General features: G+C 39.1%; 24 protein-coding genes. 2 read left to right on the top strand and 22 right to left on the bottom strand.

Going from position 1 to position 23,519, the window contains the following annotated elements:
* Nucleotides 1–112: 112 nt before the first annotated feature.
* Nucleotides 113–658 carry a ribosome hibernation-promoting factor, HPF/YfiA family gene (gene hpf, locus ACFP56_RS19760; protein WP_379237853.1) on the bottom strand — a complete coding sequence of 182 codons (546 nt, stop codon included), beginning with the start codon at nt 656–658 and terminating at the stop codon, nt 113–115.
* Nucleotides 659–840: 182 nt separating this feature from the next.
* Between hpf and ACFP56_RS19765 the strand changes: the two genes are divergently transcribed.
* A complete protein-coding gene (locus ACFP56_RS19765) occupies nt 841–1,206 on the top strand; it encodes a hypothetical protein (protein WP_379237855.1) in 366 nt (121 codons plus the stop codon).
* A gap of 136 nt (nt 1,207–1,342) precedes the next feature.
* Here ACFP56_RS19765 and ACFP56_RS19770 read toward each other — a convergent pair whose 3' ends face one another.
* The gene (locus tag ACFP56_RS19770; RefSeq protein WP_213519776.1) at nt 1,343–1,540 is read right to left on the bottom strand and encodes a cold shock domain-containing protein; all 198 of its coding nucleotides are present in this window, start codon (nt 1,538–1,540) and stop codon (nt 1,343–1,345) included.
* A gap of 260 nt (nt 1,541–1,800) precedes the next feature.
* On the opposite strand from ACFP56_RS19770, the gene ACFP56_RS19775 reads away from it, so the two are divergent.
* Nucleotides 1,801–3,213 carry a glycosyltransferase gene (locus tag ACFP56_RS19775; RefSeq protein ID WP_379237858.1) on the top strand — a complete coding sequence of 471 codons (1,413 nt, stop codon included), beginning with the start codon at nt 1,801–1,803 and terminating at the stop codon, nt 3,211–3,213.
* A gap of 227 nt (nt 3,214–3,440) precedes the next feature.
* On the opposite strand, the gene ACFP56_RS19780 is transcribed toward ACFP56_RS19775, so the two are convergent.
* The 20 genes from ACFP56_RS19780 to pseB form a co-directional block, all read right to left on the bottom strand.
* Complete coding sequence (locus ACFP56_RS19780; RefSeq protein ID WP_379237860.1) at nt 3,441–4,370, bottom strand: hypothetical protein; 930 nt, start codon at nt 4,368–4,370, stop codon at nt 3,441–3,443.
* 277 nt (nt 4,371–4,647) lie between these two features.
* Nucleotides 4,648–5,448 carry a formyltransferase family protein gene (locus ACFP56_RS19785; protein ID WP_379237864.1) on the bottom strand — a complete coding sequence of 267 codons (801 nt, stop codon included), beginning with the start codon at nt 5,446–5,448 and terminating at the stop codon, nt 4,648–4,650.
* On the bottom strand, nt 5,445–6,788 hold the full coding sequence (locus tag ACFP56_RS19790) for a DUF4910 domain-containing protein (protein WP_379237865.1): 1,344 nt from the start codon (nt 6,786–6,788) through the stop codon (nt 5,445–5,447). Before ACFP56_RS19790 ends, ACFP56_RS19785 begins: the two co-directional genes overlap by 4 nt.
* Nucleotides 6,789–6,799: 11 nt before the next feature.
* On the bottom strand, nt 6,800–7,945 hold the full coding sequence (gene pseC, locus ACFP56_RS19795; RefSeq protein ID WP_379237867.1) for a UDP-4-amino-4,6-dideoxy-N-acetyl-beta-L-altrosamine transaminase: 1,146 nt from the start codon (nt 7,943–7,945) through the stop codon (nt 6,800–6,802).
* On the bottom strand, nt 7,942–8,988 hold the full coding sequence (gene pseI, locus ACFP56_RS19800; protein WP_379237869.1) for a pseudaminic acid synthase: 1,047 nt from the start codon (nt 8,986–8,988) through the stop codon (nt 7,942–7,944). The genes pseC and pseI overlap by 4 nt, the downstream gene beginning before the upstream one ends.
* A complete protein-coding gene (gene pseG, locus ACFP56_RS19805) occupies nt 8,985–9,971 on the bottom strand; it encodes a UDP-2,4-diacetamido-2,4,6-trideoxy-beta-L-altropyranose hydrolase (RefSeq protein WP_379237871.1) in 987 nt (328 codons plus the stop codon). Before pseG ends, pseI begins: the two co-directional genes overlap by 4 nt.
* A complete protein-coding gene (locus ACFP56_RS19810; RefSeq protein WP_379237873.1) occupies nt 9,968–10,690 on the bottom strand; it encodes a cytidylyltransferase domain-containing protein in 723 nt (240 codons plus the stop codon). Before ACFP56_RS19810 ends, pseG begins: the two co-directional genes overlap by 4 nt.
* Before the next feature lie 38 nt (nt 10,691–10,728).
* Nucleotides 10,729–11,928, bottom strand: coding sequence for an acyl-CoA reductase (locus tag ACFP56_RS19815; protein WP_379237875.1), 1,200 nt, complete (start codon nt 11,926–11,928; stop codon nt 10,729–10,731).
* Nucleotides 11,925–12,995 carry a LuxE/PaaK family acyltransferase gene (locus ACFP56_RS19820; RefSeq protein WP_379237877.1) on the bottom strand — a complete coding sequence of 357 codons (1,071 nt, stop codon included), beginning with the start codon at nt 12,993–12,995 and terminating at the stop codon, nt 11,925–11,927. Before ACFP56_RS19820 ends, ACFP56_RS19815 begins: the two co-directional genes overlap by 4 nt.
* Nucleotides 12,996–12,997: 2 nt before the next feature.
* Nucleotides 12,998–14,350, bottom strand: coding sequence for an AMP-binding protein (locus ACFP56_RS19825; RefSeq protein ID WP_379237879.1), 1,353 nt, complete (start codon nt 14,348–14,350; stop codon nt 12,998–13,000).
* 63 nt (nt 14,351–14,413) lie between these two features.
* Complete coding sequence (locus ACFP56_RS19830; protein ID WP_379237881.1) at nt 14,414–14,653, bottom strand: acyl carrier protein; 240 nt, start codon at nt 14,651–14,653, stop codon at nt 14,414–14,416.
* 66 nt (nt 14,654–14,719) lie between these two features.
* Entirely contained in the window at nt 14,720–15,259 is a 540-nt protein-coding gene (gene pseH / locus ACFP56_RS19835; protein ID WP_379237883.1) for a UDP-4-amino-4,6-dideoxy-N-acetyl-beta-L-altrosamine N-acetyltransferase, read from the bottom strand.
* Between the two features lie 19 nt (nt 15,260–15,278).
* Nucleotides 15,279–16,019, bottom strand: a complete 741-nt coding sequence (locus ACFP56_RS19840) for an SDR family NAD(P)-dependent oxidoreductase (protein ID WP_379237885.1) — start codon at nt 16,017–16,019, stop codon at nt 15,279–15,281.
* Nucleotides 16,020–16,045: 26 nt separating this feature from the next.
* Nucleotides 16,046–17,215, bottom strand: coding sequence for a glycosyltransferase (locus tag ACFP56_RS19845; RefSeq protein WP_379237887.1), 1,170 nt, complete (start codon nt 17,213–17,215; stop codon nt 16,046–16,048).
* 9 nt (nt 17,216–17,224) lie between these two features.
* A complete protein-coding gene (locus tag ACFP56_RS19850) occupies nt 17,225–18,229 on the bottom strand; it encodes a Stealth CR1 domain-containing protein (protein WP_379237889.1) in 1,005 nt (334 codons plus the stop codon).
* Between the two features lie 12 nt (nt 18,230–18,241).
* Nucleotides 18,242–19,246, bottom strand: coding sequence for a glycosyltransferase (locus ACFP56_RS19855; protein WP_379237891.1), 1,005 nt, complete (start codon nt 19,244–19,246; stop codon nt 18,242–18,244).
* 85 nt (nt 19,247–19,331) lie between these two features.
* Nucleotides 19,332–20,327, bottom strand: coding sequence for a nitroreductase family protein (locus tag ACFP56_RS19860; RefSeq protein ID WP_379237893.1), 996 nt, complete (start codon nt 20,325–20,327; stop codon nt 19,332–19,334).
* Nucleotides 20,328–21,440 (bottom strand): polysaccharide pyruvyl transferase family protein, encoded by a 1,113-nt coding sequence (locus ACFP56_RS19865; RefSeq protein WP_379237895.1) that lies wholly within the window; start codon nt 21,438–21,440, stop codon nt 20,328–20,330.
* Nucleotides 21,441–21,567: 127 nt separating this feature from the next.
* Nucleotides 21,568–22,482 carry a methyltransferase domain-containing protein gene (locus ACFP56_RS19870; RefSeq protein ID WP_379237897.1) on the bottom strand — a complete coding sequence of 305 codons (915 nt, stop codon included), beginning with the start codon at nt 22,480–22,482 and terminating at the stop codon, nt 21,568–21,570.
* A 30-nt stretch (nt 22,483–22,512) separates the two neighbouring features.
* Nucleotides 22,513–23,511: a UDP-N-acetylglucosamine 4,6-dehydratase (inverting) gene (gene pseB, locus ACFP56_RS19875; protein WP_379237899.1), complete on the bottom strand. Its 999-nt coding sequence runs from the start codon at nt 23,509–23,511 to the stop codon at nt 22,513–22,515.
* Between the last annotated feature and the right edge of the window lie 8 nt (nt 23,512–23,519).

A 23,519-nucleotide genomic window follows, 5' to 3' on the forward strand; every position in this document is an offset into this window, starting at 1 on the left:
TATTGCCCCTATTCTTGGCAACTATTGGCACTTATTGTGAACGATAAAATGAAAAAGGCGCTCCGATGTTTGCCTGGGCAGACATCAGAGCACCTCTATTAGCTGATTCTGGTTATTGCTGTTCGATTAATCCGTACTTGCCGTCACTTCGTTTGTAGACGACATTGACGGTCTTCGTATCGGAGTTGGAGAAGACGAAAAAGGAATGGCCCAGCATATTCATTTGTAGAATAGCTTCCTCTACATCCATCGGCTTGAACGTAAAGCGCTTTGTTCGAACCAATTCAAAATCCTCTTCCTCGTCCAACACCGAGACAGCTGATTGATTGTCTTGGAAAATCATTTTATTTCCGCTCGCTTGACGGAGCTTGCGGTTTAGTTTTGTTTTATGTTTGCGAATTTGGCGCTCCAGCTTGTCAATAACAAGATCGATCGAAGCGTACATATCATCGCTTCTCTCTTCTGCCCGTAGAAACATCCCTGAAATCGGAATTGTAACCTCAACCGTATGCTGGCCTTTTGTAACAGAGAGAGTAACGTTTACCTCGGAGGTGATCGAAGGATCGAAGTATTTCTCCAATCGGCTAAGCTTTTTCTCAGCGTAGTCCCTTAGTGCGTCTGTAACTTCAAAGCGTTGTCCTCGAATAGTGTAGTTCATGTGGCACTCCTCCTTTACATGATCTTATTATATCATATGCAACCGACACTTACAAAATAGATTTTAGTTAATTTAGAATTTTCTGATAATATTATGGTCAATATCGAATTTAATAAAATCCTTACTTTTCTATGTGTCTAGACCGATATCAATAATATCAACTAGGAGAAAGGAGGATAAAGATGAAAATATTGCCTCAATTAGGGTCAAACCCCTCACTAGGTGCTGGTGTACCAAAATCGCGCTTGCAACAAATTCTTCAGATTCAGCAAAGCGCAGGATCAGATTCTGAAAGACGAGCTATGCTAAAAATGATTCAGGATCAGATTGCCGGTGAACAACTGCAGCATTTAGCGGCTCATATTCCTAAAGTCAAAGCTGAGCCTTCTTCCGAGCAATCCGAAGATGAAGTAACAAACGAGCATGGCGATACGTTGATTATTTCAGATGCTGCTAGACAAACGTATGAGACGACTGCAGACACGGCTACTTCCAGCTCTAGTGGAAGCTCTGGAAGCAGTTCTTCTGCAAGCGCATCTGCAGAATGACCTTCATCGATCTATAGCAGGTGATATTTTAACGGGCTATAAAGATAATATCGCACAACAGAAAAAGGACTATTTGATTGACATACAATCAAATAGTCCTTAAATCACTATAATAGAGGCTTAAATAGCCGTATAATTACAGTTTAACTACGTTTGCAGCTTGTGGACCGCGAGCGCCTTCAACGATATCGAACTCAACTGCTTGGCCTTCTTCTAGTGTTTTGAAGCCTTCAGTTTGGATAGCGGAGAAATGTACGAATACATCGCCACCTTGTTCTGTTTCGATGAAGCCATATCCTTTTTCTGCATTAAACCATTTTACTTTTCCTTGCATGTGCAAACATTCCCTTCGTCATATAAATGCTGTGTGGCTGCAATTTGTGGCCCACAACTTGACTATACAATGGTTGGTTCAAATTGTCAACGATATTATTGTAAGCGAATTCAAAACAAGAAATCGTTGATATGCCTAACACATATTCCAGTTCTTTTTTCATATTCTTTAGTGTATTAGTCGTTTTTGAATCGTCATTTACAAAGAGTCCATACACATTTATGCATAATTATTAATCCATTATGCAAGGAGCTGCGTTGATGATTATTGATATTATGTTGTATCAACTCTATGGTCGCGGAGGATTAGAAACGGTGTTGCTACATGTAAGCCGTGGCTTGAAGGCAAGAGGCCATCGCGTTCGATTCATGTTCCACGATCCGCCTATTATTGAGAAGTGGATGGAGGAACTGGATGAAGTGCACATCTGCTCCACTTACAGTGGCGAGAAGCATGAACAGGATCACCGCGATATTTTTTCCATTCGTTATCGAAACGCGATCGAACAGCTTGGCTTTCCCGATATTATTCTTGCTACCTTTCGTCCTATCTTCGGTTATATGGCTCGCGCCGCTTTTGTAGATATGCCCAAAGAACAGCACCCGCCAATTATTTCATGGATTCATGGACCACCCGAAGCTTATAGCGCCCCAGCCTCTCATTTTATAGATGCCGATGCTCATATCGCAATATCCTATCCCGTTGGACAAAAAATCCGTGCACTACAACCCACATCCCCGATATTTTTTGTTGGAAACCCTATTATTTCCTTACCACCAAGTCAGGCACAGCTTGTCCAGCGTCCAGCTTATCTTAAAATTGCATATGTCGGGCAGATCGATACTGCTGTCAAAGGTATTCCAGTGTTGCTGGAAGCTTGCAGACAATTAAAAGGTGATTGGGAACTGGAGCTTTATGGAGAAGGCTATGAGCGAATCACATTTATGCAATGGTGCGCTGACAACGGCATAGCCGATCGCGTTCATTGGAAGGGATGGCAGAATCAAGTGTGGTCGCAGATCAAGGAGGCGTCTGTTCTTGTGCTGCCGAGTAATAGTGAGGGCTTTGGCATGGTGCTGACAGAGGCGCTGCAGCGCGGTATTCCTGTCGTTGCTAGTGATACGGATGGAGCGAAGGAGGTCGTTGTCCCAGGTGCAAACGGCTGGATGTTCGAAAGAGGCAGCATTGAGTCTTTGAGAAGTGTTCTGCAAGGCATCATTGATGGAGAGCAGCAGCTGCCGAGCAAGGAACAGTGTCATCGTTCTGTTCAAATTTACGATGTAGAGCGTGTTCTCGATCACTTCGAGCGTGTGTTCGATATTATGCTTCTGTACAAACAACTGACGGCTGACCAAGCTTCGGCACATGCGCAAGCATCAGCAGCAACAGTCGATAAGTCGACTGCAGCAGTTGCAGCGGAACAGGAACAATTAATTAAAGAACTGCTGGAGCGTATGAAACAGCAGAAGCCAGAGGATCTGCTGAAAGCGGCTGAACAGCTCTATCTTCTATATCCGCATTCCTTGTATCTTGCATCCTTGCTGGGGCAGCTTCACGCTCAGCTTAAGGATAGCAATAAAGCGCATTTCTACTGGAAGCAGGTGCTGATTTCAACGCATGATCCTGTTCTTCGTCAGGTTGCAAGTAGGTATGTGGAGAGATTGCGGGGGTAAGAACGAATAATTGGTTACAAAGTAACCCGCCAAAATAAATGACGGGTTACTCACACTCCCCTCAATAGTAGAAGTTTAATTTGCTGAACCACTATCCATTTTTTGGCGTGGTATAATCCATTTTCATTTTTTATCAATATGGACATAAGATGGTTACTTATAACGATTACTAATCGTAACAAATTTAATAAATTTGTTTCTAATTATTCGACATTTGAACATTCCTACTATGATAGTAATTTCCTATCCCAAGCAATATTGGACTTTTTTACAATTGCAGGAATCCCAACTGCAGTACTATTTGCAGGTATATTAGATTTAACAACACTTCTCCACCCAATTACACAACCGTCTGCTATATTTGATCCAGACAAAACGACCACTTCTTTAGCTAACCAAACGTGATTACCAATATTAATTGACTTGCTTGGATTAATTCTTTGATTGGTGTGTTGATCAAAAATAGGGTGATAGTCGTGGCTGTATATATGAATATCTCTGGCAAACATACAATCGTTTCCTATAATAATTTCTGTTGCTTCTGCAGTGCTTATAGAACAGTTATCAGTAACTGATAACTGTTCGCCTATAACTACTTTGCAATTCCTTCCAACTTTAATTGACCCACTGTAAGCTGAATTTTTACCTATATAGCAGTATCCATTATCATTCCTAAACGTAATAGTTGTATTACGCAATAATACACCCGTTTCTATAATTAGTTTGTTATTTGCACCTTTAAATACAACTTTACTATCATCACATAATGTTTCACTTATGATTTCGTTTTCCATATTATCTTTATAACTACTGACTCCAACTACTTTTTCAAAATTTGATGTATAAAAGAAATCTTTATATTCTGAATATCCCCATGCTATTAAAGTATCGTTTACACTTTTGTGATATTTTTCTAGAGCAACAAAAATAAAATATTCACTACTTAGATTTTTTATTTTAGATGGATTAAATACCTCATGCTCTAAAAACATCCTGCCTTGCTTTTCCTCAGAACTATCAATGAAATAGTCAATTTTATATTTCTCTTGTGTCAAGAAGTTCAGTATGGTTTCACCAATTATTCCTGCTCCCCAAATTATAACCTTTCTTTCCTTAATTTCTTTCAATAGATAATGGATAGACTTCAAGGATATCATAACTTAACACCTCTATTTCAAATATACTTACTATAAATTGCAGGGATTCATAGAGGGTCATTTTGATGAATGAGCCCAAAAAGAATGGAAACAACGCAACGACTTAAGTACTTTTCATATAGGAATAGATGTTTTTCACAGAGAGACCGAATTAATATATTTTGTCATTTACTAATTTATATCTGTTTTTCTACATATCTGAATAAAGAAGAACAGTAGTAAACCACTTAAGCGTTAGTGTGCTGCAATCATAATTGTTAGTAAAGTCTCAAATAATTTAACACTCATATGCTCTTACTAATGGCGGCTCAACATGAGGGAGTTCTCCGTCCAGATAACGATCTACAATATCATTGTTGAATAATTGGTAAATAACCCGCAAATGCTCCGGCTTCCACTCGGATGATAAAAACAGCTTGCCAGCAGTTTTTTGAGGTACATAGTTAAGTTGCTCCAGCTCGAAATGCTCTAGAATGTAACACAGGTCCTCTGCAGCCTGCTTGACAGCCTTATTGGCTACATCATGAATGCCATCTCCATATTCCAGTGTCGGCACAGCATGATGCAGGATATCTCCTGCATCTAATTTATCGGAAAGTCTGTGAATCGTCATACCAGCCCAATTCGGCTGAAGCATATAGAACGGCCAGAACAACGTTGTTGTCCCGCGATACCAAGGCGACAATCCTCCATGAATATTCCAAGCATGAGCTGGAGCATCCGCCAGCAGCTCTCGGCTTAACTTGTGGACCCCGTAGCTAATCAATACATCAGCTTGTAATGATTGTAACCACTCTATCGTTTCCTGACTATTCAACTGATCAATCGTTACATGTCTTACGGAAACAGAGTCAGGAATATGAATCGAAGCAGGAAACATAGCCCTCTCCGATTGATCACGATCATTGAAATGACGAATAAAGTTAGCTTTATCCTGTTCAGCCAAATGCTTTGGGGGAGCTGGAACAAAGCTTTCTCTCTTCTCTACTAAATAACCAACTACTTTTCCTGTTTGAATAAGCTGTTCAGCTACATAATTGTGTCTCGGATGTGATCCCATCATAATAACAATCCTCATGCTTGACTCCCCCTCTTCTCTCGTATTGGTCCTTTAAGCAAACCTACTTCTTGAAGCCTGTTTATACTTGCCTCATAGTGATAAAGCGGATAGTTTTGCTTTCTAGCAATATCAATTAACGTATGCTCGCCATCTGAATAGTTCAGCGTCATCAATATTTGATTCAGCATCTGTCGGTTATCTATCACCAGTTTGCTTGTATCCTTCCAGCTAGTAGGCGAATTAATATCAGGATATAGATCATATTGGCTAAGCATCGGCTCACCATATGGTTTGAGATTAACGTATACACCGTTCAACTCTTGCAGTCGAAGGATCGCTTCTATTTCATCTACGCTTTGCAACAGCGCCTCAATTGTCATAACTTCCTTCGTATCGAGCGAATTGTGATACCCCTGATATTGCCCGTATACCATACGCGAGAACTGTCCAATCGGCAGGTTAAACCCAGGTGAACAAAATTGACGTTCATCTGATCCATATAACGGCGTGAACTCTCTAATGTTATAATCTCGTTTCTCATGCGAAACCAAGTACTCTACCAGCTCGTTAAGTGGTGCCTGATTATCTCTAGCTTTCTTATAGTTCAAAGGCTTGTCTTTGCCGCCTAAGCAGGTCAATACACAGCCCGAATACACATGCTTTTTCAAATGCTCTCCATATGCATGCAAGAAAGCAATCGAACCAATCGTTTCAGGATGAAAAACAAACCGATAGGTGAACTCACGATCTGGCCAATTTTTAATTCGACTGTATAGAAAAGTTGCTACAACTGGGCCACTTAACTCATTATTAGCCATAGATGGATGGCAAACATAGGTTGAGATTAGTATTTCTTTGCTTGTACGGCCTGGTAGTATAGCCTGTCCATAATGAAGTGAACCGTCTATCTTCTCGCTATCAATATACACATGATAGTTGCCTTCTGGTAATGAAGACAGCTGCTCATGGGACATGCAAAATCCCCAGCGCTCCTTGTAATAGGACGTTACATAAGGGATAGCTGTTGGCAAATGTGGAATTGTATAGACATGCTGCTTTAATTCTTCCAGGCTTAGCCATTGATCAATCGGTTCACTATAGTTTAATACGTGAAGATTACACTGGCTGACATTGATAATGTCTTGACCATTCCCATCCTTAATCCACGCTTCTCTTAAAATCCATTCCTTCGGAATTGTCCAGTCGTATACCTTTGTCCCTGAGGCAACACTCTCTACCTCAAGCGGCATATATTCGCCAAGGATAGAAAGTGTCTCGCGCAATCCTTCACCTGTAATGCTGCGAAGTAGCGGAAACAACCGATCGAATAACGTATTCATTTCCTGAAGTTCATTCATAATATATCTTCCTAACGTATAATATGTTTCAACGCATTTACAACGTCGACTACGTCTTCATCTGTCATTTTAGGGAATAACGGCAGCGTCAGTGCTCCCTCATACCACTGCTCAGCAACAGGGCAAATTCCTTTTTCATACCCTAATTGCTGATAATACGGAAACCAGTATACCGGGATATAGTGTACATGCACACCGATATTGGCAGCTCGCATTTCTTCAAAAACCTGCTTGCGCGATTTGGTAAGCTGCTGCTGATCTAGCTGTATAGAATATAAATGCCAGCCTGACTCCGTCTCCGGCAATTGATATGGCGTACGGAATCCTGTTACATCCTGTAATAGCTTTGTATAGAGTGAAGCCAATGCTTGCCTGCGCGATATAAACCGATTCAGCTTAGACATTTGTGATAGTCCAAGTGCAGCTTGAATATCTGTCATGCGATAGTTATAGCCAAGATCGACCATTTCGTAGTACCAGTCCCCTTGCTCCTGTGCATATGAGGTGGTTGTAATACCGTGTGATCTAAACAGCTTAAGCTTCTCATAGTACGCTTGATTGTTCGTAACGATGACACCGCCCTCAGCCGTTGTGACTGGCTTAACGGGATGGAAGCTGAACATCGTCATGTCTGCTTGAGAGCCAACTTTTTTTCCTTTATAGCTCGCGCCTAATGAATGTGCGCCATCTTGAATGACAACGAGATTATATTGTTGGGCCACCTCCATAATTGAGTCAATATCACACGGCTGACCGGTAAAATCAACAGGTATGACCGCTTTCGTATGAGGAGTAATCACTCGTCGCAGCTGCTCGGGATCGAGATTATAGGTTCTTTCGTCGATATCGGAAAATACAATCTTCGCCCCAAAATAGCGCGCACAGTTAGCACTAGCAGCAAATGTAATCGGTGATGTAATCACTTCATCTCGTTCCGTTATACCTGCTGCATAGCAAGCGCCATGCAAAGCAGCAGTACCGTTCGAAAAGGCAACTGCATATTTCACGCCTACATAATCAGCAACACGCTGCTCGAATTGTGCGATTTTAGGCCCAGTTGTCAAGTAAGGAGATTGAAGCGTCTCTATAACTGTCGCTATATCATCCTCTTCGATCCACTGCTGCCCGTAAGGTAAAAATTGTTCCCGACCTGTCATAGCAATAAGTCCCAGCTAAGCGCTGTTCCTTTCTTCACATCTTTCTTGATGGCTTTCCCTAGCACTAATTCATAGTACTTCGTTTCTAGCCCTAAGCCTGGGCGAACATTGCGCAGATTTTGCTCCGTCAATAGATCTCCTGCCTTCATGTCCTCACCAATATAAAGCGATCTTCTATTTTTCACGGATGGTAGCTCGGCTTCAGTTGGACCGTATTGAATATGTCCAATACTTAACCATGCACGCTCAGTTTCCTCTACAAGAGCTTTCAATTCATGCGGCTCCATCGAGAATGCAGCATCCACTCCACCTTCTGCACGCGAGGTCGTAAAGTGTTTTTCAATAACAGTCGCACCTAATGTTACTGCAGCTACCGCTACTCCGATTCCCATCGTGTGATCAGACAATCCGATTTGCGTTTGAAACATCTCCTTCATATGCGGAATCGTAGCCAGGTTAGAGTTTTCTGGAGAAGCTGGATACGTGCTTGTACATTTTAAGAGCACAAGCTGATTATTACCTTCTGCTCTAACGGTACGAACTGCTTCATCAAGCTCCGCTGCTGTTGCCATTCCCGTAGATATAATGATCGGCTTCCCTGTTTTTGCAACCTTGCGAATTAATGGGATATCCACATTTTCAAACGAAGCAATCTTATATGCGGGCACATCCAACGTTTCAAGGAAATCAACTGCTGTTTCATCAAAGGGTGAGCTGAACGCCAGCAAACCGAGCTCCTTGCACTTGTCGAATATCGCTTGATGCCACTCCCAAGGCGTATACGCCTTCTGATATAGCTCATACAAGGATTGACCCTTCCACAGGTCGTCTTGATTCGAGATGAAAAATTCTCCAGTATGCACATCCAGTGTAATCGTATCTGGCGTGTACGTTTGCAGCTTGACAGCATCCACACCCGCTTCAGCTGCTAATTCTACCAAATGAAGTGCACGCTCTAGTGATTGATTATGATTGCCTGACATTTCCGCTATAATAAAAGGCTTCGTATGGCTGCCAATTTCCTTGTGGCCAATTTTGATCATGATAATAACCCCACCATTTCTTGCAGCCAAGCATTAGGGCCGTCTTGGCTTTCGGTAATTTTATAGCCTTGCTCGCTCATTGCCATTAATTGCTCGCTCATAGCTGGCAGCTTGTCCAGCAGCTGTAAGTAATGTGTTGACGACACGTCTACATGCCAGCCTATTTGAATAATAGCATTGAGCTCCTCTGCTGTGTTCGTGGACAACCGTTGATTCTCAGCAACGACTGTGCTCGCCGAGGGAAGTCCAACATAGCAGCGTTCCCACATCGATGACCCGCCCGCACCAATTGAAAAATCAGCCAGACGCATCAGCTCCGCCATATAATCAATTTGACAATAGTAATGCAGCTGCATATCTTCGCATAATCGTTTAATGTCATCACGCTTGACGCAACTATTGCCAACGACGACATCAACATGCTTAAATGATGTGTTCGTGTGCTGCAACGCTTGCAGTACCTTTGTCGTTTCATCAGTCGGATCGCTTCCACCCATAAAAACGAGTAACCGTTCAACTTTACCACTTCTATTGCGTGATTTTCCTCGAGCAGCAACAAACTCGTCCCGCATGATTAAATAAGTCGGTCCCAAAAGTTTGCGACATTGTGCAGGGACTAGTGCATCATAGCGATGCTCATAGTTCGGAACAACGTTCTGATCGAGCAACAAGTCACAATCATGACGACGATTTGCCAAATCATCAATCACAATAATTTTTTTGGCCCATGCACGCATTTCCGTTTCCCACTCAACGCCAAATTGATAATGATCCACTATAAGTAAATCAGCCTTCATTACTGTTTGTGTAACGGAAAACCCTTTACTGATTACGAGATCAATGAGATGACCAGGCAATTCACTCATCCAAAAAACAACTTGATGACCTAATCTCCTAAAATTATTTGCAATGGTTAGACATCGCATCACATGCCCACTACCAATAACAGTTGATGCATCCGCACGAATCAATATGCGCATCATACAACTGGCTTTTGCTCCACATGTGCGTTAATGCCTGCTACCTCTGGATGATCCAATAAATACTCAATGACGGTTGAGCTTGGCACAAGCGGGTCATCGAAATGCTTGGCAATATCGCTAATAACACGGTAGTCCTCTTGCGTATCCAGCGTGATGCGAAGCGCTGGATGAAGACGATTAGCAGGAGGTTGATAGACGACTCTTGAAAATCGCTCTTTAAATTCATATGCATAGTACGTAACATGCTCGCGATGACGAAGCTTCTTGCCATGTTCATTGATATACTGCAACGCAGAATATGAGACCACCTCAACTGCCAAGCCTCTTGGCAGCTCAGCTCCCAAATCTACAATGTCAACCCGCTTTTCCTTGATGAATTGAATCATATCCTGTGCCATTTCCACATCGACAAATGGACAATCAGCGGTTACACGAACAACAAAAGCAGGCTCATAAAGCTTAGCCGCTTCTATATAACGGCTAAGCACATCCTCTTCTGATCCACGAAAGCATAGGATCTGATGCTCACTGCACCACTGCTCCACGGCATCGTCCTGCGGTAGGGTAGAGGTTGCGACTATTACTTCATCTACTCCCGCTATGCTTCTACAGCGAGCCGTTACATAATACAAATTGTTGTGGCTGCCGAGCGGCATGAGGATTTTCCCTGGAAGCCGTGAGGATCCCATTCTAGCCTGTATAATTACAATTGTTTTCATCAGCCAGCTTCCTTTCTATCTTGCTGTGTGCAACCTCATTATATAATAACAATTTCTCTCGTAAATGAACGCAAAAAGCTTTGTCCATCCCAGGTCTCCTGAAAGTCGAGCGCCTTGCCGATTGGCACTACACGATCAATGCCACGCGAGCCAATTTGATTAATCAGTTGAAGCAATTGATCCTTGCTGTAACCAAAATAAGTTAACGTTTGATCCTTATCGACGATAATACGAGACAGCTCGGATAGATCCCGAATAAGCTTCTCAACAAAAAATCCACCTCCGCAATGACGTTCTCGAATGTCATCACCTAGCTGGTCGACTAGAACACGTGAATACCACATACCATGACTAGCTTTTATCGTATCATTTTGCGAAGCCAGCAGCATGGATGTTGTCAGCTTTTGAACTTGTACAGCTGGAGCCAGCTCTATTGTTTTAGAGCGAATAACCTGCTCAAGCATTTGCCAAAATCTCATTTGCGCACGTTCAATCTGATCAGCCTTACCTTCCCACACCACTAATCTTGGAGATGAGCAGGCGAGCTGGTCAAACCAGTAAGCATCGTTGTAAAACTGCTCTGCAAGCTGTTGCAGCGCTTGATCATTAAGCATGTCCATCGCTTGTGCATGAATAAGCGACATAGAAAACCGATCCGGAAATACAAGCTCACTTGCCATCGGCGCTAGCGGTACGCGGCGTATAGCATCTACTGTTTCATCCCCGCCCCAAACAACTCGCACATGGCTAAGCATACTCAGCTCTGCTGTTGTCTGATCATGATGCTCGTATGTAAATACAACATTACGCTCAGCCAGCTCTTGAAAATGTGGATTAGACAGCTCATCTACAATTGCTTGCAGAAGAATGTTCTGCTGCGCTTGCTGTTTACTCGATACACGAATCATATTTCGATTGCCAGCTAATAAGGATAAAATCCACGAGTAGACAAAGATTGTATCGACATTAGAAGGCGCAATATGAAACACTGTTCCTCTCGCCTTAATCACGCATTGTCCTGTGACTTGCTCCCATTGCTGCTGCAACGCTGCAATATTGGCCTTTCTCATCCAAAATCCAAGTGCTACTGCTTCTGGATATTGACGAAGCTGAACAAATCGCTTGGACAAAGCTTGGATAAAGGAAAGAACAGTCTCATGAAATGGCGTTAAAGTTGGCACTTCCGATAAATGCTTTAGTACCGTCTCGCCGTTCTGGGCTGGTAAATAAAATTTCAAGAGTTGCTCCCCCCTTGTCCAAAGCCATACGTATCACTACAGCCTCTTAGCTCTGCCTTAGGGATTCTTCCTGCCACCGTGAAGTACTTCCCTTTCCATCCGCAAGGACAATCGTCTTCTCCATGAATCGTACCCAGGTCCTCGGTTAATAAGCTATGTCCTGGATAGCTTCGAGGCAGTAGGCTCTGAACCTGAATCAAGCCTTGCTGCCCGTAGGGCAACGGCTTAAAGCTTAACGAATCTCGCACGATCACATCTGCGAAATGTGGGGTGTGCAGATGTCCTTGCTTACACTCTACAAAAATCGAGCCGACCTGCTCGACCATACCATAATAGTTGTGCACCTTCTGAATGCCAAGCACTCGCTTGAGCTCTGATTTAAAGGTTGTAGAATCAACTGCTTCATCCTGCAGCTTTTTCCATCCACCGCCATGAATCAGTATGCTATCTCCAAAGTCTAGAGTTTTGCCACTCCGTTTTGCTTCCTGATACACATGCTTCCAAACCATATAAGTAAATCCGAATAATAAGATTTTTGAGTTTCGGTGCTCAAGCAAGAAATCCTCTAGTCCATCCCAATCTACGGTCATATCATCAAACATTGCATAAAAGTGGTGTCTGCCAAAATTAGCGAACCCTAATATACCCGCTCCTCTAGCACTAAAAGAACGACGATCCTTCAGCACCGACTTGGTATCAAAGATAATCATAGGTAAGCGCTGTGAACCGAGTAATGGCTTCATTACATCGACAAGGGCTCTGGATTGAGCGGCTGCCGTTTCTTTATCCAAATAAATTTTAGATACTTGCTGTCCTGTTGTTCCACTAGAGGTTAACGTTTTAACAACATCTGATTTAGGGATAGAAGTCAAATCCATCATTTTGAACAATTGAACAGGTAAGTAAGGCACTGCCTCAAGCCGATTACTGTTAGACGGTAGACTAGACTTTTCAATCATTGAGCGATACAGCGCGCACTGCTCAATATGATGCTTTGTCAATTCATTGAGTCCTTCCAGAAGTAGATTCTGTTTTTGATCACTGACCAGTGTATAAGGATTAGTCATCATTATTCATCCTTTAGCGCCTGATAATTTATTTTGCCGTTTGACATTCGTGGTAGCTCTGACAGCACTACAACCTTATAAGATGATCGATGTAGCTTATATAGCGCATCAATTTGATGCTTAATTGCATCAACTAGCTCAGCCTCTTCTACAGCTATCACTAGTCGATCATCAGTACCAGCACATGCTATTGGCTGCTGCAAAACAGCTTCCAGCTTTTTTTCTACCTCATCCAAGTTGATGCGCAGTCCAAAAAGCTTAATGAAACGTTTCATGCGACCTGTAATCGAAAAAAAGCCCTCTTCGTCCATAACTGCTGCGTCTCCTGTGCGAAGTACACCATGGCATTCGTCTCCCTTGACCAAATCTTCTACAGATTCTGCATAGCCCATCATAACGTTACGACCACGATAGACCAGTTCCCCTGTTTCTGAATCAAGCATAAGCTCTCCCCCAGGAACCGCAACGCCAATCGAACCAGGCTTATCCAGCACCCTGCTGCTGGGCACGTAAGAAATGCGAGGCGTAGCTTCCGTCTGCCCATACATTACAAAAAAACGTTTATTTGTTTCTTGCGCATATTTGCCAAACAAGCGTACAAGGCGCTCATCCAAACGTCCCCCAGCTTGCGTTAACGTTTTAAGATGAGGCAATTCCATCTTCAAGAAGCCGATACGCTGCAGCATTTGATAGGTGAAGGGAACACCTGGGAGAGAGGTTGCTTTATATTGTTCAACAAAGCTCCAGAATGGCTTTGCAACTACACTATCCTCCGTCAGTAGTACCGTAGCACCAACCTGTAAGTGACTATTTAAGATCGACATGCCATATGAGTAAGAAAGTGGAAGGTTTAAGATGCCTCGCTCATTCTTATCTAGCTCAAGATACTGGACGATCGCTTCAGCATTCGATTGAAGATTGGCATAGGACAGCCGTACAAACTTGCTGCTGCCTGTCGTGCCAGATGTGCTGAGCAACACGGCGAGTTCTGGATGGAGATTCATTGAGATAGCTTGTTGTCTCTCCAACATCTCACCCTGTTTTTCATACCCGAGAAACGCAAATTCCTTTATCGTAATTATCCATCTAGGCTGATAAGTTGATACAATCTGCTGCAAGAGCCCTTCATTCGTAGATGAACTGAGCAGCATCACCGCATGATTGGATTGTAGCGCCGCTACATATGCAGCAATAATATCTATTGTATTATCGCAAAGCAAAAGTACCAGCTCCTTGATGGAGGACTTGAGTCGATAACGATTCGTCAAATCTTGCAGCTCTGCATAGGCATAGGATTGCTGTGGGGTAATGATTGCTAATTGCTGCGAATGAATATGTTGTATGTCGAAAAACATCCTGCTCTCCCTCCATAAGCTGTAAAAGAATAGGGCGTGGTATATACACCACACCCCGAATATCTAGAACTGCACATCATATTTAACTAGTATTTCCTTGGCTTTGGCGAATGAACTCATGTCAAGTACATCATCCGTATCCAGCATGGTGTCAAACTCATTGTCAATTTCAGATATTAACGTCATATGAGCAATAGAATCCCATTCAGGAATTGTATTGTATGTTAAATCATCTGTTACTCGATCTATACTGATTTGCAATGCGGAAGCAAAGATTTCACGCAATTTTTGTTCATTGTTCATCGACTTAACCACCTAACTTCATACGTATAATACATTTATCGGCTAATGCGTATTCTAGTTTTAGATTTACTCCATAGCAAAGTTGGCGGTAAATCTATGAAATTTTTTTAGTTCTTGCCATGTTGATGCCACCAGCTCAAAATAATGTACATCATGGAAGCGTCCACCCTTGTAAATGTGCTCCTTAAAGGTGGCAACATGTGAAAAGCCATAATGCAGATGCATTTTCATCATACCTTCATTGCCATCCATTACCTCTGCATACAGCTTATGGAGGCCTAGCTGATGAAATGCGAAATTATAAAAGTAAGGATGAATACGCCCAGCTATCATCGTATATCTTAGATCACCTAAATAGTAGCCAAAGGTCGCCTTCATGTTATGATGATCAAGTTGATTGAGGGAAATTAAGCCAATATTAATATTGTTATACTGGATGATCCAATAGAACTGTGTATGATCGGAGGAAACTTTTCCAAACCATTCCCTCTGCTTGTCGATATTCTTTTCTATATCGGTGTACATATATTGTGTAACATGCTCGCTCGTACGCCATTCTAGCACTTGTTCCAAGTCTTTCTCGCACAACTGCTTAAAGCTAATCACTGCTTCACCACCAATTTACTTATATAACCATCCCGCCATCCACTCCAATGACTTGTCCAGTAACATATGAAGACAAATCAGAAGCTAGGAATAGAATCACATTAGCCACTTCTTCTGGTTTGCCGATACGATTCATTTTAATTTCAGTTAATCGCTGCCCATACTTTTCCTCAGACAGCTGTTTAGTCATATCGGTATCAATAAAGCCGGGGGCTACTGCATTGACTCGAATATTGTATGGACCTAGTTCTTTGGAAGCTGAATAGGTGGCTCCTATTACAGCTGATTTACTCGCGGAATATACAACCTGGCCTTCATTGCCTGTTCTGCCGATGATCGAACTTACGTTAATAATGGAGCCTTGTTTTTGTCGCGTCATAAGGCGGGAAGCATATTGCATGTGATAAATGACTGCTTCGATATTAACAGAAAAGGTGTTGTTCATTTGCGGCTCATTAATCATACCTAGCAATGCGTCGTCTAGAATACCAGCGTTGTTAACCAGCACATCAAGTCTGCCCAGGTTCTTTTTTATCCATTGAAAGGCGTTTTTTATCGCGTCCTTATCGCGTACATCATAGGGAAGTAGATGAACGTCTGTTTGGAATTGATCCGTAATCTCAGCTTGCAGCTTTTCAAGAGCCTGCTTATTTTGTCCATTCAATACAAGCACGGCCCCGCTTCGGGCAAATTGTATTGCCGTTTCACGTCCAATCCCTCGTGAAGCGCCTGTAATGAAGGCAGTTTTTTGTTGTAGCAATGGCTAGACTCCCTTCTCTATATAAATTAATGAGAAGCATAGTTTATTAATACAGGTCTTAATTGCCGTAGGGTGAATTTGTAAGAACTAGGACAATTATTTTCTTGATTAACTAGTCTGATATTATATTGTACATCCAGGTAATTAGGATAATGCATGAGAGCTAATTGCATAACCTTCTTTGCAGAATTAAAATCATTATTTATAGCATATAGAACACCCATATTATTCAAACATGCGCCATTCGTAGGTTGATGTTCCAACAGAGCTTGTAAGTACTTTCTAGCACTTTCATAGCTTTCAAGCTTTAACATACAAACAGAATATAGAAATAGATAGTTACAATAATTGTGATCTTCAGGATGAATCTCAACAGATTTCAGATGTGATTCACATTCATTATACATTTGTAGTTTCATTAATATTGAGCTAAAATCAATCAAATTCTCTTCCGGCGATCTATTTCTAGATAGAAACCTTTGCTTAATACGTTCTATTCCATATTGGCTTATTAAGTGTTTTTCTGCTGCTAATGAAGCAGATACTGATTTAGTTGTATTATTAGAATGCCTTCGAATTCGAGAAAGAGGCTTATCGATATAGCCGATATCATATTTCTCAGATAATCTAATCCATAAATCTACATCTTCATCATATCTTAAGTCTGTATTAAATAACCCCACTTCAATACTTTTTTTTCGAGATAACAATACTCCAGAAGGCGATATAATAGGATTTCTTAAGAAAATATCACATACACCATTCTCTTTCTCTAAAGAGTATCCGTGAAAAGTCAGGTCTAATAGAGATGAATTGTCATCAATTTGCTGATACCCAGTATAAATCATTGCTAACTGATCTTTATGGCCGTATCTTTGTAAGTACTTACAATGTTCTTGGACTAATTCATGATCGATTTCATCATCAGCATCTAACAATAATATCCATTCCGAACTTGACTCATTGATCCCTCTATTTCTTGCAATTGATACTCCAGAATTACTTTGATTTAATAATATAACTTTAGGGTTTTTTTGAGATATTTCCTGAACAATGAAAGATGTTTGATCAATTGATCCATCATTAATTACTATGACTTGTTGTACCTGATATGTCTGCTGCAATACAGTAGCTATACATTTTTCAATAAAAAGCTCTGCATTATATGCAGGGATAACAACAGTGATAGGTATCATAACTTTACCTCATATTTCAAAGTTTGACTTCTCAGGTAATATAAACTGAAAAGCGTCTATAATTGAACTTTTAGTTAGTTCGAAATCTAATACATCTACAGAATCATTCACACAAATCATAGGTCTTTCTTGGTTCCGTATAAAATCAGTAATTCTATTTACGTCCTGCGATACACTAAACGCCCAACCTTTTTTTCTCCAATAAGTAGGATGGAAGTTTCCAGACATTAATTGCCAATACCTCATTAGATATGAAGTAACATCTTTTACTCCTCTAAACTTATTCATTGACGTTTTTTCTAATATATCTGAATAAGTTTCCCATACCTCATGAAACGTTGATTTTAGAAAACATTGAGGAAGATGAATAGTATAAAATCCTGAAAAGCACTTTAATTTTGTGTAAAATTCATTTGTAATAAGTTGGTCCATATATATTTCATTCATAAATTTCTTGTAATGACGGTTTACTTGGTTCGAAAAAATAAACTTCTCATTAATTAGTGCAATACAATTCATAATATAATGGTAAAAATCATCAGCATAATTATACGCTAATGGGTGTCCGAAGACAGCCTCATCACAAGGCAAACCATTAACAAAAAAATCTTCTTTATTCATTTTATTGATCATAAACATATCATCGTTAAAGAAAACAAATTGCTCTGATAGATTAGGTATTCGGTGAATGTTTATCTCAATTGGGTTCGCACTAAATGTAGGTAAATACTTTTTATCAATATAATGATCATGCGTTACAATATTAAGCTTGGGATGAGTTGTATCAAGCCAACTTGGTAAATGACCATATGTTACAAAGTGAACCTTGTTAACCCAAGGAGTATATTTTTCTATCCCGCGAAACCAATATTTCAGTGTATCCCAATCACGATAACGGGCTTCACCACTTGTGTATTCTGTTTCACTTGAGGTCAAATATTTAGCTCTATCTACTTGCCAAGTAGGATCATTATTATCCACCCAAAGAACTACAAAATCTATCGGTTTTGACATTATTTCATTCCTTTACCGTATCATTGTGAAATCTTCTCCTGAAACATAACCTATATTCTCCAAGAAATCAATTATTTCAAAAAAACCTGTTGAAGATGCGATTATTATCTTAATTTGATTTTGATTTCTAAGCATTTCAGGATTGATTATAGGCTTATCGTTTAACTTAGTATCTTCTTTGATAAAGGAATCAATAAAACCATCAATTTTCCAATCCTTACTTTCTAATAAATTTATTAGTTCTCTGCCATAGTTACCAGTTCCCCAAATATAAATGTTTTGGTTTTGTTTGAACTTTTCTAAAGCAGGCTGTTTTATTTGATAACCAATAATATTGAAAAAGTCTGCAGAAAAATTAGCTGTAATAGAACGATCAGATACCCTCACCCTCAATAAACATTCTTCTAAATGTCCCATTAAATGTCCTTCTTGATCTAGGCGTAAGAATAAATCATAATCTTCACCTACTACAAAATCCCTATACATATATCGTTTTAATACATCTGTTTTGATAATCATTGCCGAATGAACAATGCAACAGTATAACTTAATCCACTTAGAAATTTCTTGTGAATCACTAGGAAAATTTTTATGAAATTGGTTATACCTTATCAGGTTTGCGAAACGTAGAGAATTTTCAATTTCTTTGTTGTCTGGGAAATATTCAAATTTACACTTGCTTAGTGAAAGTTCTGGATTCTCTTCCATGAACTTGATTTGGTGATAAAAACGATCAGGGTGCTGTATATCATCTCCATCAATCTTAATCACATACTTTCCTTGACAGTATTGAATTCCCATATTCAGTGCCCTAGCGATACCAACATTGTCAGGAAGATTAATTAACCGGATACGGTCGTCTTTGTATTGTTGTATTAGTTCTTTAGTAGCATCAGTTGATCCATCATTTACAATGATAAATTCAAAATCCTCATAACTTTGAGATAATACAGAGTCAATTGTCTGATTGATATACTTTTCATTATTAAAAGTACTTAATAGAGCGGTTACCTTCATAATGCCACCTGCCTTAATAATAAGTCGCTAAAAACTTGTGTATTGATTGTAATATTAGCTTGTTCATACCTCAACAAGTAAATCATCAGTTAACTACTCGCACTACCTCTTCAATAGCTAGCTTTTTTGATGCTGCAACAGGTAACTTTTCAGGTATATGACCTAGGGCAATCATCATGATTAGCACCTGGTTCTCTGGGATATCAATTTCTTTTTTTAACTCCATGTCAAGATCAGAATCTAGAGCTAAATTCAAAGGACATGTTCCTAACCCCAATGAGTGTAAAGCATAAATTAAAGTCATTGCATACATTCCACCATCAATATATGGTTGGTTCCGTTCATTAGACGTTTTAAAATCATTTAATTCTGAAGTTACAACTAATAACTTATTGATATCATTTTCAAATCCTGTATTTCCGTTTTGAAATCTTAAAGCGTCTTCCATAATTTTTTTATCCTCTATAATATGTATACGGCTTGCTTGTCTGTTACATACTGAAGGAGTTGTTTGCGCAATTTCAACTGCTTTGTAAATAGTTTCTAATTCTACATTTTCTTCTGTAAACTGTCTAATAGTGTGTCTACTAAAACATAGTTCTTTGAAGTTATTTTCAATTTGAACATCAGACTTTTTGATAATGTTTATCCCGTAATCACGCTCCGAAATAATATTAATATCAACTTTAGTACCAATTAATTTATTAAATTTATCTTTTAGAGGCAATAATAATCCATTATCATCTAAGTTTTTATGGAAATCGAAATATTTTTTTATATTCCCATATGCAATTCCTGCAATATGATCAAATCCGTACTTTTCTACATATTGATATAATGAGTCGATTAAATAATCAACAGCATTTACTCCGAAGAAAGGTCTTATGTTTTTTAAAGATAAACCTTTCTCAATTTTATGGTAATAAAATATTAGTTCTGACTTATGCGCTTCCTTTGTAAACTTAGAATTAACTGTACCAGAGTATCTATAATATAAATTTGCATCATATCTATAGTTTTTCTCGAAATAATATTTACGCCTTTCCTCTGTGGATAACAATCGCAATTCGTTTTCATCCATCTACTTCTCTCCTAGCATAAGTTTAATTTTTTGGTAAGAGTTTAATCTAATTGGCTCGATATTTACATTAAAATTATTAAAATCGGCATTAAAAACTTGTTCAATATCATGTTTTATGTTTTCATACTTTCTTGTACCCACATTAAATAGGATATCCATTGTCTCGATCCTACTGTTCATGTTAGGTAGACTAGAACTTCTTTCAAAGATTATATATGGAGTATTAAATATATTAGCGAATACCAACCCGTGAAACGAATCTGTTAATATTAATTCAGCAGAGTTTATATAGCTAATGAATTGAAAAGGATCCATTGAATAATAGACACTATCTTTAATATCATTAAAATTTATTATTTTATATTCATTATTTTTATTGATTTGACTAATTAATTCAACAAGACTATCAGCTTGTACTCCTCCCAAAAAATACAATATTATGTACTTTTTATCTTCAACAACATCAAGCAATTTACTTTTCCAGTGTTCAGTTGGTAATAGTAATGTTGGATCTAGGCAAAGCTCCGATTCAATACCTAAGCCCGCTAAAATTTCTATGCCTTTATATTCTCTCACTGTAATATAATCAAATAAAGACAAGTACTGTTTATACCAGTCTTTCTTGTCCCCTAAGTTATCAACTCCAAAGCTTGCCGAGATACTAATTTTTTTAGCTTTTGTATCAAAAGGTAATAGACAATTATAATTTCCTTTTTGCCATACAGGATTCCAAACTTGATCACTTCCTACTACAAAGTAATCAAAGTCACTATATATATTCTCCAAAACCATATCTTCATTTATTAAATAATAAACTTCATTTAAGTGTTTTTCACTAAAAACCTTAAAGTTAAGGAATCTTGTTATTTTAGCATCAGCACCATCTTTTATTACTATTTCTTTCTTTATAGTATCTAGTAATTCTGCTTTTGATTTATACGAGAATTGATTATATAAGCTCAGGAAATTTTTTTGGTTGATAGCATAATTTCCCCTATGTTGAAAAAGTGTGACTACTTCTCCGAATTGAGACAAAATTCTTTCTAGAGCATAATTTTGCAGTCTATTTCCATAGTTTTCATAACCGTTTAAAGTGAGAATTGCTATCTTCATCTACTCATTCCTCATTTAACTTTATCTTATTTTCAAAAAAGAAATTAATCCATATTAAGAAATCATCAAGATTGATCATGGCTCGAAGTAATTTAAAATAAGAAATGTTCTTGATTGCCGTATACGTTTAATTCGTATTCATTTTAGAAGCTATAATAGCGTTACTAGACGTTAAACAAGGTATATCAGCAATAATGGGATATGCTAATAAACTTCCTTTGGAAAAGTAGCACCCATCACTATTCATTAACTCAGTTTTTGTAACAGGACAACGTAATTGAGTTTCCTCATAATTAGCCGTATCATTTTCATTCTTCTCTATCACAAATACATGACAAGGATTCATAGGATTTAAGTCATTGACCAGAGGTGTATTCAACTTAAAGGTATACCCTAGATCCTCTACTGTTTTTTCTATTCCTTTTATATACCCTTTTCTATCCATTTGTTTTTGCGCCTCTGGTGGAGCTCCCTCATAATAGGGCTCTACCATTACCAAATATTTTTTTGTTACTCGAAGCAACTCTGAGATTGCTTCTATTTCTTTACCTCCATTAGGCTCTACTGCATGAATTGTATAAACTAAATCAATGCTACTATCTGCTAGTGGGATTTCAAATATGTTCCCAACAAACAAACTAGTTTGTTCGGCATTTACAACTTCACTCTGTATAAAATCCTTAGCCACTTTAACCCTAGACCATGATAAATCAAAACCAAGAGCTTGCTTAGGCTTGTACTTTAATCCATTAAGAATATTTATAAAACTTGTTCCGTCACCAATACCTGCTTCTAGTAAAGAATTGCACGGTACAAGCTCTTCATTCATAATTCGTAACACTTCAATTAACTGATTATGTTTCGGAATAGGATTTTTTTTATAGCTTTGAAGATAAGTACCAGCTTGGAAATCATAGCTAATAAGTATATCTTCTAATGTATTGTAATTACGATTCTCTAACCCTTTTAGGTACTCACTAATGTTTATGTTTTCTTTTTCATACAAGTGTTTAATCCTCTGTAAAAGCGCTAGTTTCTCCATAACTCCAACCTTCTATCCAATTATTAAAATTTAGTTGTTAGCACCATCAAATTCATTGTTTATTACTAAGCTTCTTAAATCCTCTATTGTTAACCACTGTTTATTCATCGTACTATTATATTCAAAGCCTTCCGGCAGTTTACTACCATTGACCAGTTGCTCTTTTCCCCACCAATTAAATTCAGGCTCAATAACATAATAGTCATCAAATTCTACAGTGTGTCTAGCATCATCAGGCGTAATCATTGTCTCATGAAGCTTTTCACCAGGCCTAATTCCTATAATATCAATCTTACATTCAGGAGCAATTGCTTTTGCTAAATCTACAACCTTCATACTTGGGATTTTAGGAACAAACACTTCACCGCCATGCATTCTGGTTAAGCTATCAAGTACAAATTGAACTCCCTGTTCTAAAGTAATCCAAAATCTAGTCATTCGCTCATCAGTAATTGGTAGTACTCCTGTATGTTTTATGTTATTAAAATAAGGAACTACGCTTCCACGGCTTCCTACAACATTTCCATAACGGACTACAGAAAAGCTTGTTGTTTTATCCCCAACATATGAATTAGCTGCAACAAACAACTTATCAGAAGCAAGCTTAGTTGCTCCGTAAAGATTGACCGGACTACATGCCTTGTCTGTAGATAACGCAATTACTTTCTCTACATTACAATCAATTGCTGCTTCAATAACATTTTGTGCACCGTGAATATTAGTTTTGATTGCTTCAAAAGGATTGTACTCGCATGCCTCAACATGTTTCATAGCTGCAGCATGAATAACAATATCCACGCCATTGAATGCTCGGTACAATCTCTCCTTATCCCTTACATCTCCAATAAAAAACCGTAACTGTGGAAACTTACTAAACTGCTTGCGCATCTCATATTGTTTTAGTTCATCCCTACTAAATACAATTATTCTCTTTGCCCCTAATTCTAATGCTTTACTTACGAACTTATGGCCAAAGGATCCCGTACCACCTGTTACAAGCACTGATTTATTTTTTAATGGATTTATCATAGTAGTAG

Origin of the sequence: Paenibacillus septentrionalis, assembly GCF_042659865.1 — a bacterium.
Taxonomy (GTDB): Bacteria; Bacillota; Bacilli; order Paenibacillales; family Paenibacillaceae; genus Pristimantibacillus; species Pristimantibacillus septentrionalis.

Coding starts and splice junctions, on each gene's coding strand:
- hpf (WP_379237853.1), bottom strand. CDS start 658: ATGAACTACACTATTCGAGGACAACGCTTTGAAGTTACAGACGCACTA.
- ACFP56_RS19765 (WP_379237855.1), top strand. CDS start 841: ATGAAAATATTGCCTCAATTAGGGTCAAACCCCTCACTAGGTGCTGGT.
- ACFP56_RS19770 (WP_213519776.1), bottom strand. CDS start 1,540: ATGCAAGGAAAAGTAAAATGGTTTAATGCAGAAAAAGGATATGGCTTC.
- ACFP56_RS19775 (WP_379237858.1), top strand. CDS start 1,801: ATGATTATTGATATTATGTTGTATCAACTCTATGGTCGCGGAGGATTA.
- ACFP56_RS19780 (WP_379237860.1), bottom strand. CDS start 4,370: ATGATATCCTTGAAGTCTATCCATTATCTATTGAAAGAAATTAAGGAA.
- ACFP56_RS19785 (WP_379237864.1), bottom strand. CDS start 5,448: ATGAGGATTGTTATTATGATGGGATCACATCCGAGACACAATTATGTA.
- ACFP56_RS19790 (WP_379237865.1), bottom strand. CDS start 6,788: ATGAATGAACTTCAGGAAATGAATACGTTATTCGATCGGTTGTTTCCG.
- pseC (WP_379237867.1), bottom strand. CDS start 7,945: ATGACAGGTCGGGAACAATTTTTACCTTACGGGCAGCAGTGGATCGAA.
- pseI (WP_379237869.1), bottom strand. CDS start 8,988: ATGATCAAAATTGGCCACAAGGAAATTGGCAGCCATACGAAGCCTTTT.
- pseG (WP_379237871.1), bottom strand. CDS start 9,971: ATGATGCGCATATTGATTCGTGCGGATGCATCAACTGTTATTGGTAGT.
- ACFP56_RS19810 (WP_379237873.1), bottom strand. CDS start 10,690: ATGAAAACAATTGTAATTATACAGGCTAGAATGGGATCCTCACGGCTT.
- ACFP56_RS19820 (WP_379237877.1), bottom strand. CDS start 12,995: ATGACTAATCCTTATACACTGGTCAGTGATCAAAAACAGAATCTACTT.
- ACFP56_RS19825 (WP_379237879.1), bottom strand. CDS start 14,350: ATGTTTTTCGACATACAACATATTCATTCGCAGCAATTAGCAATCATT.
- ACFP56_RS19830 (WP_379237881.1), bottom strand. CDS start 14,653: ATGAACAATGAACAAAAATTGCGTGAAATCTTTGCTTCCGCATTGCAA.
- ACFP56_RS19845 (WP_379237887.1), bottom strand. CDS start 17,215: ATGATACCTATCACTGTTGTTATCCCTGCATATAATGCAGAGCTTTTT.
- ACFP56_RS19850 (WP_379237889.1), bottom strand. CDS start 18,229: ATGTCAAAACCGATAGATTTTGTAGTTCTTTGGGTGGATAATAATGAT.
- ACFP56_RS19855 (WP_379237891.1), bottom strand. CDS start 19,246: ATGAAGGTAACCGCTCTATTAAGTACTTTTAATAATGAAAAGTATATC.
- ACFP56_RS19860 (WP_379237893.1), bottom strand. CDS start 20,327: ATGGATGAAAACGAATTGCGATTGTTATCCACAGAGGAAAGGCGTAAA.
- ACFP56_RS19865 (WP_379237895.1), bottom strand. CDS start 21,440: ATGAAGATAGCAATTCTCACTTTAAACGGTTATGAAAACTATGGAAAT.
- ACFP56_RS19870 (WP_379237897.1), bottom strand. CDS start 22,482: ATGGAGAAACTAGCGCTTTTACAGAGGATTAAACACTTGTATGAAAAA.
- pseB (WP_379237899.1), bottom strand. CDS start 23,511: ATGATAAATCCATTAAAAAATAAATCAGTGCTTGTAACAGGTGGTACG.